Source organism: Stenotrophomonas sp. YJH_SMC_32 (assembly GCF_059369975.1).
The window spans coordinates 33157-49108 of record NZ_JCAFTE010000003.1; the positions used below are offsets into that span (position 1 = coordinate 33157).

General features: G+C 66.2%; 13 protein-coding genes. 3 read left to right on the forward strand and 10 right to left on the reverse strand.

The window, feature by feature from the left end; all coding sequences use genetic code 11:
- Positions 1-64: 64 nt before the first annotated feature.
- The 7 genes from AC5P7S_RS06130 to murJ form a co-directional block, all read right to left on the reverse strand.
- Positions 65-727 (reverse strand): lysoplasmalogenase, encoded by a 663-nt coding sequence (locus AC5P7S_RS06130; RefSeq protein ID WP_005415712.1) that lies wholly within the window; start codon positions 725-727, stop codon positions 65-67.
- The gene (locus AC5P7S_RS06135; protein WP_095377771.1) at positions 724-2607 is read right to left on the reverse strand and encodes a M61 family metallopeptidase; all 1884 of its coding nucleotides are present in this window, start codon (positions 2605-2607) and stop codon (positions 724-726) included. Before AC5P7S_RS06135 ends, AC5P7S_RS06130 begins: the two co-directional genes overlap by 4 nt.
- A gap of 181 nt (positions 2608-2788) precedes the next feature.
- Positions 2789-3739: a 4-hydroxy-3-methylbut-2-enyl diphosphate reductase gene (gene ispH / locus AC5P7S_RS06140; RefSeq protein ID WP_005415710.1), complete on the reverse strand. Its 951-nt coding sequence runs from the start codon at positions 3737-3739 to the stop codon at positions 2789-2791.
- Between the two features lie 27 nt (positions 3740-3766).
- Entirely contained in the window at positions 3767-4291 is a 525-nt protein-coding gene (lspA, locus tag AC5P7S_RS06145) for a signal peptidase II (RefSeq protein WP_005415709.1), read from the reverse strand.
- The gene (ileS, locus tag AC5P7S_RS06150) at positions 4291-7122 is read right to left on the reverse strand and encodes an isoleucine--tRNA ligase (RefSeq protein WP_495213611.1); all 2832 of its coding nucleotides are present in this window, start codon (positions 7120-7122) and stop codon (positions 4291-4293) included. The genes lspA and ileS overlap by 1 nt, the downstream gene beginning before the upstream one ends.
- Positions 7119-8066: a bifunctional riboflavin kinase/FAD synthetase gene (locus tag AC5P7S_RS06155; RefSeq protein WP_005415707.1), complete on the reverse strand. Its 948-nt coding sequence runs from the start codon at positions 8064-8066 to the stop codon at positions 7119-7121. The genes ileS and AC5P7S_RS06155 overlap by 4 nt, the downstream gene beginning before the upstream one ends.
- Before the next feature lie 75 nt (positions 8067-8141).
- Positions 8142-9746: a murein biosynthesis integral membrane protein MurJ gene (gene murJ, locus AC5P7S_RS06160; protein WP_095377769.1), complete on the reverse strand. Its 1605-nt coding sequence runs from the start codon at positions 9744-9746 to the stop codon at positions 8142-8144.
- A gap of 117 nt (positions 9747-9863) precedes the next feature.
- On the opposite strand from murJ, the gene rpsT reads away from it, so the two are divergent.
- The gene (rpsT, locus tag AC5P7S_RS06165; RefSeq protein WP_005408560.1) at positions 9864-10133 is read left to right on the forward strand and encodes a 30S ribosomal protein S20; all 270 of its coding nucleotides are present in this window, start codon (positions 9864-9866) and stop codon (positions 10131-10133) included.
- A 194-nt stretch (positions 10134-10327) separates the two neighbouring features.
- Here rpsT and cgtA read toward each other — a convergent pair whose 3' ends face one another.
- From cgtA to rplU, 3 genes are all read right to left on the reverse strand, one after another.
- On the reverse strand, positions 10328-11380 hold the full coding sequence (gene cgtA / locus AC5P7S_RS06170) for an Obg family GTPase CgtA (RefSeq protein ID WP_095377814.1): 1053 nt from the start codon (positions 11378-11380) through the stop codon (positions 10328-10330).
- 177 nt (positions 11381-11557) lie between these two features.
- Positions 11558-11821 (reverse strand): 50S ribosomal protein L27, encoded by a 264-nt coding sequence (gene rpmA / locus AC5P7S_RS06175; protein WP_005415704.1) that lies wholly within the window; start codon positions 11819-11821, stop codon positions 11558-11560.
- A gap of 18 nt (positions 11822-11839) precedes the next feature.
- Entirely contained in the window at positions 11840-12148 is a 309-nt protein-coding gene (gene rplU, locus AC5P7S_RS06180; protein ID WP_005408557.1) for a 50S ribosomal protein L21, read from the reverse strand.
- A gap of 317 nt (positions 12149-12465) precedes the next feature.
- Between rplU and uvrA the strand changes: the two genes are divergently transcribed.
- Positions 12466-15459 (forward strand): excinuclease ABC subunit UvrA, encoded by a 2994-nt coding sequence (gene uvrA, locus AC5P7S_RS06185; RefSeq protein ID WP_095377768.1) that lies wholly within the window; start codon positions 12466-12468, stop codon positions 15457-15459.
- Positions 15459-15866 (forward strand): acyl-CoA thioesterase, encoded by a 408-nt coding sequence (locus AC5P7S_RS06190; protein WP_065178106.1) that lies wholly within the window; start codon positions 15459-15461, stop codon positions 15864-15866. Before uvrA ends, AC5P7S_RS06190 begins: the two co-directional genes overlap by 1 nt.
- Positions 15867-15952 lie beyond the last annotated feature (86 nt).

Genomic DNA, 15952 nt, shown 5'->3' on the forward strand with positions numbered 1-15952 from the left:
GGAGGGGATTAAGTCGCATGTGCCTTGGTGCGGTCTGCGACTTAATCCCCTCCGTCCCCTTTTTCTATTTCACCGAACGGGCGATGGCGTACTGCGCGCCGTAATAGGTGGACAGCACCAGCAGGCTGGCCAGTGGCAGGCCGCCGGCGAAGCGGTCCCAGGCCAGCAGCGAATCGCTGGCCACGAACAGCAGCGCACCGACGGCAGCCCAGGGCGCACTTCGGGCTTCCACGGCAGGCTGCGGGCTGCGCCATTGCCGTGCCAAGGCCAACATCGCCATCGAGGCCAGCACCACCACGTACGCCAGCACCGGCATACGCATCGGTGCAGGCAGGTGCGGCCACAGCCCAAGCACATTGAGTACAGCGAACGCACCGAGCAGGATGCTGGCGGCGAGCAGGCCACGCCCGGCACGCAGGCCCTCACGGAAGGCGACGATGTAGCAGAGGTGCGCCAGCAGGAACGCCACCAGCCCCGGTACGAACGCGTCCATCGGCAACATCAGCGCGATGTCACCCAGGCACGACAACAGCATGCCGGCCAGCACCGCGCGCCGGTAGGACGGCTGCGCAGGATCACGCACCCGCCAGGCGATGGCAGCGATCAGCAGCGTGGTCGCCGGCTTCGCCAGCCAATGCAGCCAGCGCCCGTCACCGTGAAAGAACGCGCCGACGATGGCGAGGATCGCCATCAACAGGATCACGCCATCGCGGGCGCGCGGTTTCATCGCGCCTTCCACAGGTCCGCCAGGCGGTCAGGCTTGCCGGCGATACGCTCCAGCACCGGATACTGCAGGCCACCGTGGTAGTCGATGTTCATCGTCTCGATGCGGTCGAACTGCTTCACCAGCAGGACGATCGGCGCCTTGTCCTTGGCCGCCGTCGCCACCGCATCCTTCAAGCGCTGGCTGCTGTACTCGCGCCCGCCAACCGCAATCACCTTCATGCCGGGTGCAAGACCGGCGTTGAACGCCGGGCTGTCCCAGATCACGTCGCCGACCACGCCGCTGTCGAGCACGGTCGCGCCCAGCGAATAGGCCAGCAGTGCGGCCTTGGCACGCTTTTCCTGCGCCTTGTAGGCGTCGTTCGGAGTATCGCGGTAGACCAGCTTCCAGCCCGCCAGTTCCAGCCCCCCGGTCAACGAACCGTGGCCGTCCAGGCGCCCGCGCAGGAACGTCGCCCAGTCGTACGGCACGATGCCGTTCAAGGTCGCCACCACGTCGTCGAAGGTGTAGGGGTTGACGTCCCAGTCACCGTTGCCAACCCCGAAGAAGGCGCGCGCGAAGTCATCCAGGCTGCGGCGGTTGCCGCTCAGTTCGCGCAGCTTGCCCTCCACTTCCAGCCACAGCATCTGGCCACCGGAGTAATAGTCTTCGCTCATCTGGTAGTTGCGGTACGGCAACGTCCGGCGCTGGGCGATGGTCGGGTCGTTGGTGGTGTCCTGCAACGGGCGCCAGGCCAGGCCCGGGCGGCCGCGATCATAGGTCGCGGCCACATTGGCCAGCATGTCGCGCGCCTGCGCCGTCGACCACAGCCCCGAGCGTGCCGCCAGCACCTGTCCCCAGAACTGGGTCTGACCTTCGTAGACCCACAGCAGGCTGTCGCCCATCGGCGTGTTGAAGTTGGCGGTTGCCAGGTCAGCGCCACGCCGGTACTTGCCGTTCCAGGAATGGGTGTACTCGTGCGGTAGCAGATCGCGCATCCAGGCGTTGTCGTCCCACTCGGTGAAGTAACCCGGGTCGGCACTGTTCTCGCTGGAACGGTGATGCTCCAGGCCGATGCCACCAAGACGGTCGGTCAACGCCAGCAGGAATTCATAGTGGTTGTAGTGGCGCGCACCGTAGAGCTTGTCGGCCTGCCGCACCAGTGCGCGGTGCAGGGTGATCTGTGCCTCGCTCGGCTTCAGCGACTTGGCCTCGTCGGCAAACACATTGAGGTGCACCGGCACCTTCGCGCCCGGATCGAGATCGATGCGCTGGTAGTGCTCGCCGGCAAACAACGGCGAATCGACCAGGTGGTCATAGGAGATCGGCTTGAACACCACGGTATCGCCGTCGCGGCGCGCGGTTTCCAGCGCAGTGGCAAACGACCAGCCCTTGGGTAGGATCACGCTGGCCTGCGCCTGCAGGTCGCGTGTATCGACGCCGGCCGGATACAGCGAGTTGGCATTCCACTGCAGGTTGAGCATCTCCGGGGTCATCACCACCCGGCCTTGGCTGCCGCCCTGCGAGGACAGGAAGTCGAAGTGGGCGACGATCTCGCTGACGCCCTCGGGCACGTCTACCTTGAACGCATAGACGTTGTACTGGTCGCGCTGCCAGGCCAACGGCTTGCCGTTGGCGGTCACGCGCAGGCCGGCCAGCTTGTCGATCGGGCCGGTGGGCGAATGGTTGCCGGGAATCCACTGCGGGTACAGCAGGGTCATCGGACCGGGTTTGACCGGTACGGTGGCGGTCACCTTGAAGATGCGGCGAGCGAGATCGCGCGCATCCACATCGATGCGCAGCAGGCCGGGAGCCGCGGCGTCGGCAGGCGGCGAAATCTGAGCGAGCGCGGGCGTGGTTGCCAGCGCGAACAGCAACGACATCGCCAAGGCACGGGTCTTCATCGGGCAGCATCCAACAGCGGAGAATCCTCCGATGCTAGGCCTGTAAAGTGCCCTGCCCCATGGCCAAAGGTCATGGGCGGGCCGGCCATCCGCGCATGACAAAAAGCGTGCGAACCAAGGTTCGCACCCACCAGAGCAGTTTCAGTAGATCCACGCCATGCGTGGATGAGGCGCTTCCCGGTCAGTCGACCAGGCGCAGACGCAGTTCCTTCGGCAGCGCGAACACCATCGATTCCGGTTCGCCTTCCAGCTCGCCCACGCCGGTTGCACCCAGCTCGGCCAGGCGCGCCAGCACGCCATCGACCAGTACCTGCGGCGCCGAGGCGCCAGCGGTCACGCCGATGTGCTGCTTGCCCACCACCCACGCCGGGTCGATCTCGTGCGCACCGTCGATCAGGTACGACTCCACACCTTCACGGCGGGCCAGTTCGCTCAGACGGTTCGAGTTGGAGCTGTTCGGCGAACCGACCACCAGCACCAGGTCGCAGCGCTTGGCCAGGTCGCGCACGGCGTCCTGGCGGTTCTGCGTGGCGTAGCAGATGTCGTCGTTCTTCGGGCCCTGCATCGCCGGGAAACGCTCGCGCAGCGCATCGATGATGCCGCGCGTATCGTCCACCGACAGCGTCGTCTGGGTGGTGTAGGCGAAGTTGTCCGGCTGGTTGATGTGCAGCGTGGCAACCTGCTCGACATCCTCGACCAGGTAGATCTGGCCGGTACCGGCTTCGCGGTTCCACTGGCCCATGGTGCCTTCCACTTCCGGGTGACCGGCATGGCCGATCAGCACCACGTCACGGCCGGCACGGCAGTGGCGGGCGACTTCGAAGTGGACCTTGGTCACCAGCGGGCAGGTGGCATCGAACACCTTCAGGCCACGGCGCTCGGCTTCCTGGCGCACGGCCTGGGAGACGCCATGCGCGCTGAAGATCACCGTGTTGTTGTCCGGAACCTCGTCGAGCTCTTCGACGAAGATCGCGCCGCGCTGCTTCAGGTCGTCGACCACGAAGCGGTTGTGCACCACTTCATGGCGGACGTAGATGGGCGCGCCCAGCGTTTCGATCGCGCGCTTGACGATCTCGATCGCACGATCGACACCGGCACAGAAACCACGCGGGTTGGCGAGCAGCACATCCATCAGTTCAATCTCCCGGCAGCGGCCGGCTTACGGTTTCGGATTGGCATTATCCGCCTTTTTGGCGGACTTGCCGTCGAACAGGCCAAACAGGGCGATGCCGATGGCACCCACCACGATGGCCGAATCGGCGATGTTGAACGAGGGCCAGGTATAGCTGCCCACGTACCACTGGATGAAATCGACCACATGGCCGTGCACCTGGCGGTCGATCACGTTGCCGATGGCACCGCCGATGATCAGCGCATACGGCACCGCGGCCTTCCAGTTGCCACGGGCGGTGCCGCGCAGCCACCAGGCCATCAGGCCGCTGATGGCGATCGCCAGCGCGGTGAAGAAGTACTTCTGCCAACCACCGGCGTCACTCAGGAAACTGAACGCCGCACCGGTGTTGTAGGTGCGGTACCAGTTCCAGAAGCCGTCGATGACCACCACCGGCTGGAACTCCGGCAGGCTCGACAGCACCCAGGCCTTGGACCACTGGTCCAGGCCGATGATGGCGGCCGACAGCAGCAGCCAGACCAGGGCGTTCGGATGCGGACGGGACGCGGCCATCAGAACCAGCTCCGCACTTCACCGGCACCGGTGATGTTGCTCACGCAGCGGCCGCACAGTTCCGGATGGTCGGCGTTGCTGCCGACATCGGCGCGATGGTGCCAGCAGCGCACGCACTTGGTCTTGGTGGTCGGCTGGGCGCTGACGAACACCTCGTCGGTGGTCGCCGGCCGCACCTGCACGTCGCCGCTGATGAACAGGAAGCGCAGTTCATCGGCCAGCGGCTGCCACTTCGCGGCCTGCTCTTCGCTGGCGGCGATGGTGATTTCCGCTTCCAGCGCGGCACCGATCGCGCCGTTTGCACGCATCGGCTCGAGCACCTTGGCCACCTGCTCGCGCACAGCCAGCAGCTGGTCGAAATCGGCGGCGTTGAGCTGGGCACCGGCCGGCAGCGGCGCCAGGCCGTCGTACCAGGTGGTGAACAGCACATGGCCGGCACGTTTGCCCGGCAGGTAGCCCCACAGCTCGTCGGCGGTGAAGGTCAGGATCGGCGCCACCCAGCGGGTGAACGCTTCGGCGATGTGGTACATCGCGCTCTGTGCCGAACGGCGACCGTGCGAATCGGTCGGCATGGTGTACAGGCGGTCCTTGGTCACGTCCAGGTACAGCGAGCCCAGATCCACGCTGCAGAAGTTCAGCAGCAGCTGCACGATCTCGGCCATGTTGTAGCCGTCGTAGGCCGTCTTGATCTTCTCCTGCAGCTCCCAGGCGCGATGCACGATCCAGCGGTCCAGCGCGACCATCTGCCCGAGCGGTTGCAGGTGCCGGGCCGGATCGAAACCGTCCAGGTTGCCGAGCAGGAAGCGTGCGGTGTTGCGCAGGCGGCGGTAGGCGTCAGCATTGCGCTTCAGGATTTCCTGCGACAGCGACATCTCGTTGCTGTAGTCGGCCGAGGCGATCCACAGGCGCAGGATGTCCGCGCCCAGCTTGTTCATGATGTCCTGCGGCTCGATGCCGTTGCCCAGCGACTTGGACATCTTGCGGCCGTGCTCATCCACGGTGAAGCCGTGGGTGAGGCACTGCTTGTACGGCGCGCGCTTGTCGATCGCCACGCCGGTCAGCAGCGAGGACTGGAACCAGCCGCGGTGCTGGTCGGAGCCTTCCAGGTACAGGTCGGCCGGCTTGCCGAAGCCACGCGCGGCGAGCACGCCTTCATGGGTCACGCCCGAATCGAACCAGACGTCGAGGATGTCGGTGACTTTCTCGTAGTCGGCCGCTTCGGCTCCGAGCAGTTCGGCGGCGTCCAGCGAGTACCACACATCGATGCCCTCGGCTTCGACGCGGTCGGCGACCTGCTGCATCAGCTCCACCGAGCGCGGGTGGATCTCGCCGGTCTGGCGATGGGTGAACAGTGCGATCGGTACGCCCCAGGTGCGCTGGCGCGAGATGGTCCAGTCCGGGCGACCGTCGACCATGCTCTGGATGCGCGCCTTGCCCCAGGTCGGGAACCAGCCGACAGTGTCGATCGCAGCCAGCGCATCGCTGCGCAGGTTGGCCTTGTCCATCGAGATGAACCACTGCGGAGTGGCGCGGAACACCACTGGTGTCTTGTGGCGCCAGCAGTGCGGATAGCTGTGGCGGATCGGGTGGAAGGCCAGCAGCGCACCGTTGTCGCGCAGCACGCCGACGATGGCCTCCTGCGCCTTCCACAGGTGCTGGCCGGCCAGCACCACCTCACCGGCCGGCGGGGTCGATTCCAGGTACACGCCACGGCCGTCGATCGGGGTCACCTGCCCGGCGTTGTACTTGTCCAGCAGGCCGTACTTCTGGCTGACCACGAAGTCTTCCTGGCCGTGACCAGGGGCGGTGTGCACCGCACCGGTACCGTCCTCGTCGGAGACGTGGTCGCCATTGAGCAGCGGGATGTCGCGCTCCGGATAGAACGGATGCGCCAGCAGCTGGTTCTCCAGCGCCGCACCGGTGGTTTCACCGTGCAGCACGACGCTCTCGACGCCGTAGCGCTGCAGCGAGCGCTCGGCCAGCGCGGCGGCCAGCACCAGCCAACGGCGCTTGCCGTTGTGGGCCGGGCCTTCGGCCAGCACATACTTGATTTCCGCGCCCAGCGACACCGCCAGCGAGGCCGGCAGCGTCCACGGGGTGGTGGTCCAGATCGGCACGGCCACTTCGACGTCGGCCGGCACGCTCACACCGAACGCCTTGCCGATGGCCTGGGCATCGCGCGCGGCGTAGGCCACGTCGATCGCCGGCGATTCCTTTTCCTGGTACTCGATCTCCGCCTCGGCCAGTGCCGAGCCACAGTCGAAGCACCAGTACACCGGCTTGGCACCACGCACCAGGTGACCGTTGGCGACGACCTTGGCCAGCGCACGGATCTCATTGGCTTCGAAGTCGAAACTCAGGGTCTTGTACGGGTTGTCCCAATCGCCGGTCACGCCCAGGCGCTTGAAGTCCACGCGCTGGATGTTGATCTGCTCTTCGGCGAACTCGCGGCACTTCTGCCGGAATTCAACCGCATCGAGCTTGGTGCCGACCTTGCCCCACTTCTTCTCGACCGCGATCTCGATCGGCAGGCCATGGCAGTCCCAGCCCGGCACATAGGGCGCATCGAAGCCGGCCAGGTAGCGCGACTTGACGATGATGTCCTTCAGGATCTTGTTGACCGCATGGCCCAGGTGGATGCGGCCGTTGGCGTAGGGCGGGCCGTCGTGCAGCACGAACAGCGGGCGGCCGGCGGCGTTGTCACGCAGCTGCTGGTAGAGCCCCTGCGCTTCCCACTGCGCCAGAATGCCCGGCTCGCGCTTGGGCAGGTCGCCGCGCATCGGGAATTCGGTGGCTGGCAGGTTCAGGGTGGTCTTGTAGTCCTGGCTCACGCAGTGGCTCGCAATCTATGTTCGGAAAGGAGGGCGCGCGCCTGTTCGGCGTCGCGGTGCATCTGGTCGGTCAGTGCCGCCAGATCATTGAATTTCTCTTCGTCGCGCAGCTTGGCGACAAACTCCACGTCGATGTGGCGCCCGTACAGGTCGCCCTGGAAATCGAACAGGTGGGCTTCCAGCAGCGGCTCCACGCCCTCCACCGTCGGCCGAGTGCCGAAGCTGGACACCGACGGCCACGGCTGGTCGAACACGCCGTGCACCCAGGTCGCGTAGATGCCCGACAGCGCCGGGGTCTTCGGGAAGCGCAGGTTGGCGGTGGGGAAGCCCAGCGTACGGCCAAGCTGGCGACCGCGCACCACGCGCCCGCTGATCGCATACGGGCGACCGAGCAGGTCGTTGGCGCGGGCGAAATCGCCCCCCTGCAGCAGCTGGCGGATGCGGGTGCTGGAGATGCGCTCGCCATGCAGGTCCACCGCTTCAATCTCGCCGGCGCTGAAGCCCAGTTCGGCGCCCATCTCCTGCAGCAGTGCCAGATCACCGCGGCGGCGGTTGCCGAAGCAGAACTCCGGCCCGATCCAGACTTCGCGGGCGCCCAGCCGGTGCACCAGCAACCGGCGCACGAAGGTCTCGGCCGGCATCGCCGCCATCGCCGCGTCGAAGCGCAGCAGGCCGACCGCATCGACACCGAGCTCGCGCAGGATCTCGACCTTGCTGCGCGCCAGGGTCAGCCGCGGCGGCGGCGTGCCCTGGGCGAAGAATTCACGCGGCAGCGGCTCGAATGCCACGGCCACTGCGGCCACGCCCAAGGCGCGCGCGCGGGCGACCGCGTGGCGGACCAGCGCACGATGGCCCAGGTGGAGGCCGTCGAATGCACCGATACAGACCACGCTTCCGTTGGGGAACAGCTCCCCGCCCTCGACGCTTCTGAACAGCCTGCTCATCAACTCTCGTTCCGGCCCGACCGGGGCCGCCGCTTCAATGGTGTAACCCTGAAGTATAGCCGCCACGGGCCGCGATCAATGCCCGCGCAGGTCGCGCGGGCGGAAGCCCATCGCCAGCATGGCCACCGCATAGGTCGCGCCGCCGCCGCCGACCAGCAACGCCAAGGCACCGATCCGCTCCCACACACGCATCGCGGAGAAACCCGGCAGCCAGTGCAGCAGGGCCAACAGCACGCCAACCATGGCCGCACAGGCCAGCACCAGGCGCAGCAGATAGCCGCCCCAACCCGGCCGGCGCTGGTAGACATCGGTCTTGCCCAGCCAGTACCAGAGCAGGCCCAGGTTCAGGTAACTGGACAGCGCGCTGGCGATGCCCAGTGCCAGGTGCAGGCCCGGCTGCTTGCCGATGGCCGCCATCACGCCCTGCGCCTTCAGCGCGTCGGGCACCATCACCTGGTACAGCACGGCCAGCAGGGCGAAGTTGAACACCATGTTGGCCACCAGCGCCGCCACGCCGGCGCGCACCGGGGTCTTGGTGTCCTGGCGGGCGTAGAAGGCCGGCAGCACCACCTTCAGCAGGGCGAATGCCGGCAGGCCGAAGCTCAGGCCATACACCGACAGCGCGGTCATGCGGGTGTCGAAGGCGCTGAACTGGCCGTGCTGGAAGATGGTCGCGATCAGCGGCTCGGCCAGCAGCAGCAGGCCCAGCATGGCCGGCACCGAGATCAGCAGGGTCATGCGCAGGCCCCAGTCCAGCGAGCGCGAGAAGCCCTCGCGGTCGGTGCTGACATGGTGGCGGGCCAGCGCCGGCAGGATCACCGTGCCCAGCGCCACGCCGAACACGCCCAGCGGCAGCTCCAGGAAGCGGTCAGCCAGCGACAGCCACGACTGCGAGCCGTCGGTCAGCTTGGCCGCGATCACCGTATCCAGCAGCAGGTTGATCTGCGCCACCGAGGAACCAAACAGGGTCGGCACCATCAGCGTCATGACCTTGCGCACACCCGGGTGGCGCCAGCCCCAGCGCGGCAGGGTCAGCAGGTTGATGCCCTTCAGCGAGGGCAGCTGGAACAGCAACTGCAGGATGCCGGCGGCCAGCACCGCCCAGCCCAGCGCCAGGATCTGCTTTTCCGGCGTGCCGCCCAGCCGCGGTGCCAGCCACAGCGCGCCGGCGATCATGCACAGGTTGAGAATGACCGGGGTCAGCGCCGGCATGGCAAAGCGCTGGAAGCTGTTCAGCGCACCACCGGCCAGTGCGGTCAGCGAGACGAACAGCAGGAACGGGAAGGTCAGGCGGAACAGGTCGACCAGCAGGCCCTGCTTGACCGGGTCGGTATCAACGCCACTGGAGAAGACCGAGGCCAGCTGCGGCGCGAAGATCAGCGCCAGTGCGGTGACCAGCATCAGCACCCCGCCCAGGGTGCCGGCGGTGCGCGCCATCAGTTCGCGCAGTTCGGCGTGGCTGCGGGTTTCCTTCACTTCCGTGAACACCGGCACGAAAGCGGTGGCAAACGAGCCCTCGGCGAACAAACGCCGCAGGAAATTGGGTACCCTGAAGGCGACCCAGAAAGCATCAGTGATGGCGTTGGTGCCGAACGTGGTGGTCACCACGAAGTCCCGGACAAGTCCGAGAACGCGCGAGACCATGGTCATGCTGCTGAACGACAGCAGGCCCCGCAACAACTTGGGTGAACTCACTCAGCGTCCCTCTTGACAATCGACTTGACGTGCATTTCTTACGCCATCATACTAGCTAGCTTGCTGTTCCCATAACACCGATTTTTTCAGGAAACCACCACCGTGGCCAATATCAAGTCCGCCAAGAAGCGCGCCAAGCAGACCGTCGTGCGCAACGCGCGCAACGTGGCTCAGCGCTCGATGCTGCGCACCGCTGTCAAGAAAGTGATCAAGGCGCTGGACGCCAACGATGCCGCCGGCGCCGAAGCCGCCTTCGCCGTTGCCCAGCCGATCCTGGATCGCTTCAGCGCGCGTGGCCTGATCCACAAGAACAAGGCTGCTCGCCACAAGAGCCGCCTGAACGACCGCATCAAGGCCCTCAAGGCCGCCTGATCCGGCGTTGCCGCCCTGCCCTTCGGGGTTGGGCTGCAGACAAAAGCCCGGCCCCGGCCGGGTTTTTTGTTGCCCGCGATCCGGGACTTTTGACACGTCCGGGGTCAGATCCCTTTTCCAGCGGAAAAGGGATCTGACCCCGGCAACAAAAAACCCGGCCGAAGCCGGGTTTTCCGCATGGAACCACAACGCCATCATTGCGCGTCGCGGGCTTCCTGCTCTTCTTCCTTCTGGTGATCGAAGAAGGCCATGATCCGGCTCATGATCGGGAAGGTGCCTTCGCGACCCAGTGCGGAGACCAGGAACCACGGCTCCTTCCAGCCCAGCTCGGCGACGATCTGCTCGGCCGCGGCCTGCGCCTCGTCTTCGAACATCAGGTCAGCCTTGTTCAGCACCAGCCAGCGCGGCTTTTTCAGCAGTTCCGGATCGTGCTTCCCCAGCTCGCGCTCGATCGCACGCACCTGCTCCACCGGCGAAATGCCCTCCACGCCGCCTTCCATCGGCGAGATGTCCACCAGGTGCAGCAGCAGGCGGGTGCGCTGCAGGTGGCGCAGGAACTGCGCACCCAGGCCGGCGCCGTCCGCAGCACCTTCGATCAGGCCCGGAATGTCGGCGATCACGAAGCTGCGGTGGTTCTCCACCTTCACCACGCCCAGGTTCGGGTACAGCGTGGTGAACGGGTAATCAGCCACCTTCGGCGTCGCCGCCGAAACGGCGCGGATCAGGGTGCTCTTGCCGGCGTTGGGGAAGCCCAGCAGGCCGACATCGGCCAGCAGCTTCAGCTCCAGCTTCAGCGTGCGCTCCTCGCCCGGCTCGCCCGGCAACGCCTGGCGCGGCGAGCGGTTGGTCGAGCTCTTGAAGTGCATGTTGCCCAGGCCGCCACGACCGCCCTTGGCCACCAGCAGGCGATCGCCGTGCCGGGTCAGGTCGCCGATGATCTCATCGGTGGCAACGTTGATGATCACGGTGCCGACCGGCACGGTGATGGTCAGGTCTTCGCCACCCTTGCCATAGGCCTGGCGGCCCATGCCGTTCTCGCCGCGCTGCGCCTTGAAGATGCGGTCATGGCGGAAGTCGACCAGGGTGTTCAGGTTTTCGTCGGCGCGGATGTACACGCTGCCGCCCGCACCGCCGTCGCCGCCGTCCGGGCCGCCGAGCGGAATGAACTTCTCGCGACGGAAGCCAATGCAGCCGTTGCCGCCGTTGCCGGCGAACACTTCGATTTCTGCTTCGTCTACCAGTTTCATTGTTTCGATGCCTGCGATGGGCGCGGCCTGCTGGCCGCCGCCTTGAATGTCATGCCGGCCGCGGGCCGGCAACCCGGCCCAGCCGGTCTTGCTTCAACTCTAACGAAAAGCCCCGCCGAAGCGGGGCTCTTCATGCAGCACTCCCATGCCGGGGCACGGGTGCCGGCGATGCCTGGATCAGGCGTCGGCCGAGACGATGCTGACGGTGCGACGCTTCTTGGCGCCCTTGACCGAGAACTCCACCTTGCCGTCCACGAGGGCAAACAGGGTGTGGTCACGGCCCAGGCCAACGCCCGAACCCGGGTGGAACTGGGTGCCGCGCTGACGCACGATGATGTTGCCGGCTTCGATGGCCTGGCCGCCGAAGATCTTGACGCCCAGGTACTTCGGGTTGGAGTCGCGACCGTTGCGCGAGGAGCCTACGCCCTTTTTATGTGCCATGACTGCTTCTCCTGATGCTTAGCCGGCGATGCCGGTGATCTCGATTTCGGTGTAGTACTGACGGTGACCCTGACGCTTCATGTGGTGCTTGCGGCGACGGAACTTGATGATCCGGACCTTGTCAGCACGACCCTGGGACAGGACCTTGGCGGTGACGGCAGCGCCCTTCAGCGCATCGCCCAGCTTCACGCCGTCGCTGTCACCCAGCATCAGGATGTTGTCAAACTTGATCTCGCTGCCGACTTCGACTTCGAGCTTTTCAATGCGGAGCTTTTCGCCCTGCGCCACGCGGTATTGCTTACCGCCGGTGACCAGTACTGCGTACATGACCAGGCCTTCCTCTGTAGTTATTGTGGTCTGAGCTGCCGCCATCGAGGGCGGACAGGAGCGGGATTGTACGCAGATCGTCGGGCGCGGGTCAAGTCAACCCCTGAACGCCGCAGGGGGCGGCGTCGGAACGGGGTCAGATCCCTTTTCACCCCGTGAAAAGGGATCTGACCCCTGCCTGTCGGCCTGTCTCACAAGGTGAGACACCGGGCTGGCATTGTCGCCCATTGCCCCCATCTGGTCACCTCGGTAGGCTGACCGATTGCCGTTCCCTGCTGGCCCGGCACCCAGCCAACGCCCCCACAACCGGATCCCCCATGGCGATGGATTTCATCCGCATCCGCGGCGCGCGGACGCACAACCTGAAGAACCTCGACCTCGACCTGCCCCGCGACAAGCTGATCGTGATCACCGGCCTGTCCGGCTCGGGCAAGTCCTCGCTGGCGTTCGACACCATCTATGCAGAAGGCCAGCGCCGCTATGTCGAGTCGTTGTCGGCCTATGCGCGCCAGTTCCTGAGCGTGATGGAAAAACCGGACCTGGACCACATCGAGGGCCTGTCTCCGGCGATCTCGATCGAGCAGAAGTCGACCTCGCACAACCCGCGTTCGACGGTCGGCACGATCACCGAGATCTACGACTACCTGCGCCTGCTGTACGCCCGCGTAGGCACCCCGCGCTGCCCAGACCACGGCTACCCGCTGGAAGCGCAGACGGTCAGCCAGATGGTCGACCAAGTGCTGACCCTGGACCCGGAACAGCGCTACATGCTGCTGGCGCCGGTCATCCGCGACCGCAAGGGCGAGCATGCCCAGGTGTTCGACCAGCTGCGCGCACAGGGCTTCGTGCGCGTGCGCGTGGACGGCGAGCTGCATGAGATCGACGCGGTGCCGCCGCTGGCGCTGCGCCAGAAGCACACCATCGAGGCGGTGATCGACCGCTTCCGCCCGCGCGAGGACATCAAGCAGCGCCTGGCCGAGAGCTTCGAGACCGCGCTGAAGCTGGGCGATGGCATGGCCTCGGTGCAGAGCCTGGACAACACGGAAACCGCGCCGACCCTGTTCTCCTCCAAATACTCCTGCCCGGTCTGCGATTACTCGCTGCCGGAACTGGAGCCGCGCCTGTTCTCGTTCAACGCACCGATGGGCGCCTGCCCCGGCTGCGATGGCCTGGGCATGGCCGAGTTCTTCGATCCCTCGCGCGTTGTGGTGCACCCCGAGCTGTCGCTGGCCGCCGGCGCGGTGCGCGGCTGGGATCGCCGCAACGCCTACTACTTCCAGCTGATCGCTTCGCTGGCCAAGCACTACCGGTTCGATGTCGACGCGGCCTGGAACTCGCTGCCGGACAAGGTGCAGCAGGCCGTGCTGTACGGCAGCGGCGATGAAGCGATCACCTTCACCTACTTCACCGAAGCCGGTGGCCGCACCCAGCGCAAGCATCGCTTCGAGGGCATCATTCCCAACCTCGAGCGCCGCTACAAGGAAACCGAATCGCCGGCGGTGCGCGAAGAGCTGTCCAAGTACATCAGCGAACAACCCTGCCCGGAATGCCATGGCGCGCGCCTGAACAAGGCTGCACGCAATGTGTTCGTGGCCGACCGCCCGCTGCCGGAGCTGGTGGTGCTTCCGATCGACGAGGCGCTGAAGTTCTTCAGCGAGCTGAGCCTGCCGGGCTGGCGTGGCGAGATCGCGGCGAAGATCGTCAAGGAAATCGGCGAACGCCTCGGCTTCCTGGTCGACGTGGGCCTGGATTACCTGACCCTGGAGCGCAAGGCCGACACCCTGTCCGGTGGCGAGGCGCAGCGCATCCGCCTGGCCAGCCAGATCGGTGCCGGCCTGGTCGGCGTGATGTACGTGCTCGACGAACCGTCGATCGGCCTGCACCAGCGCGACAACGAACGCCTGCTGGGCACCCTCACCCGCCTGCGCGACCTCGGCAACACGGTGATCGTGGTCGAGCATGACGAGGACGCGATCCGCCTGGCCGACTACGTTCTGGACATCGGCCCGGGCGCAGGCGTGCATGGCGGCGAGATCGTCGGCCAGGGCACCCTGCAGGACATCCTGGAGGCACCGCGCTCGCTGACCGGCCAGTACCTGTCGGGCAAGCGCGCGATCGAGATCCCGGCGCGCCGGCACAAGCCGAACCCGAAGATGACCCTGCACCTGCGCGGGGCCAGCGGCAACAACCTCAAGGGCGTGGACCTGGCGATTCCGTCGGGCCTGCTGACATGCGTGACCGGCGTGTCCGGCTCCGGCAAGTCGACCCTGATCAACGACACCCTGTTCTCGCTGGCCGCCAACGAGATCAACGGTTCCTCGCACCCGATCGCCCCGTACAAGGAGATCGATGGTCTGGACCTGTTCGACAAGGTGGTGGACATCGACCAGTCGCCGATCGGCCGCACCCCACGTTCGAACCCGGCCACCTACACCGGCCTGTTCACTCCCCTGCGCGAACTGTTCGCACAGGTGCCCGAAGCGCGTGCACGCGGCTACTCGCCGGGCCGCTTCAGCTTCAACGTGCGTGGTGGCCGCTGCGAGGCCTGCCAGGGCGATGGCCTGATCAAGGTCGAGATGCACTTCCTGCCGGACGTGTACGTGCCGTGCGATGTCTGCCATGGCAAGCGCTACAACCGCGAGACGCTGGAGATCCTGTACAAGGGTTTCAACATCAACGACGTGCTGGAAATGACCGTCGAGGATGCGCTGAAGCTGTTCGAGCCGGTGCCGTCGATCGCACGCAAGCTGGAAACACTGGTCGACGTCGGCCTGAGCTACATCAAGCTGGGCCAGAGCGCGACCACGCTGTCCGGTGGTGAAGCGCAGCGCGTGAAGCTGTCCAAGGAGCTGTCGCGCCGCGATACCGGCCGCACCCTGTACATCCTCGACGAGCCGACCACCGGCCTGCACTTCCACGACATCGAAGCGCTGCTGGGCGTGCTGCACAAGCTGCGCGACGAAGGCAACACGGTGGTGGTGATCGAGCACAACCTGGACGTGATCAAGACCGCCGACTGGATCGTCGATCTGGGTCCGGAGGGTGGCCACCGCGGCGGCACCATCCTGGTCACCGGCACGCCGGAAGACGTGGCGGCCTGCCCGCAGTCGTACACCGGCCAGTTCCTGGCCCGCATGCTGCCCTCCACCAGCGCGCGCCCCGAGCAGCCGGCCGCCGTGGCCAACAAGCCCGACGCCCGCCCCCCGCGCAAGATGAAGCCCGAGAAGCCGGCCAAGGTGGCGAAGAAGGCCGTGGCCGCCAAGAGCACCGGCAAGGCCAGCAAGAGCACGTCGAAGAAGAAGGACGCCTGATGAGCAGCGAACACAAGATCCTGGCCCGCATCCCGATCAGCGTGCGCTGGCGTGACATGGACAGCATGGGCCACGTCAACAACGCCAAGTACATTTCCTACCTGGAAGAAGCGCGCGTGCGCTGGATGCTGGGCGTGGACGGCGTGTCGATGACCGACCGCATCGCCCCGGTCGTGGCCGCGACCAACGTCAATTACCGGCTGCCGATCGTGTGGCCCAACGACATCGTGGTCGAATTGTTCGTCGAGCGCCTGGGCAACAGCAGCGTGACCATCGGCCACCGCATCGTCGACCAGCAGGACGCGTCGAAGCTGTACTCGGATGGCAACGTGGTGGTGGTCTGGATGGATACCCAGACCGGCAAGAGCGCGCCGCTGCCTGAGGCGATCCGCAACGCTTCCACCTGAAGGTAGTGCCGGCCGCTGGCCGGCAACCTCCAGACGCTTCGCGCATGCCGGCCAGCGGCCGGCACTACCGATCCAATTCAAAGGAC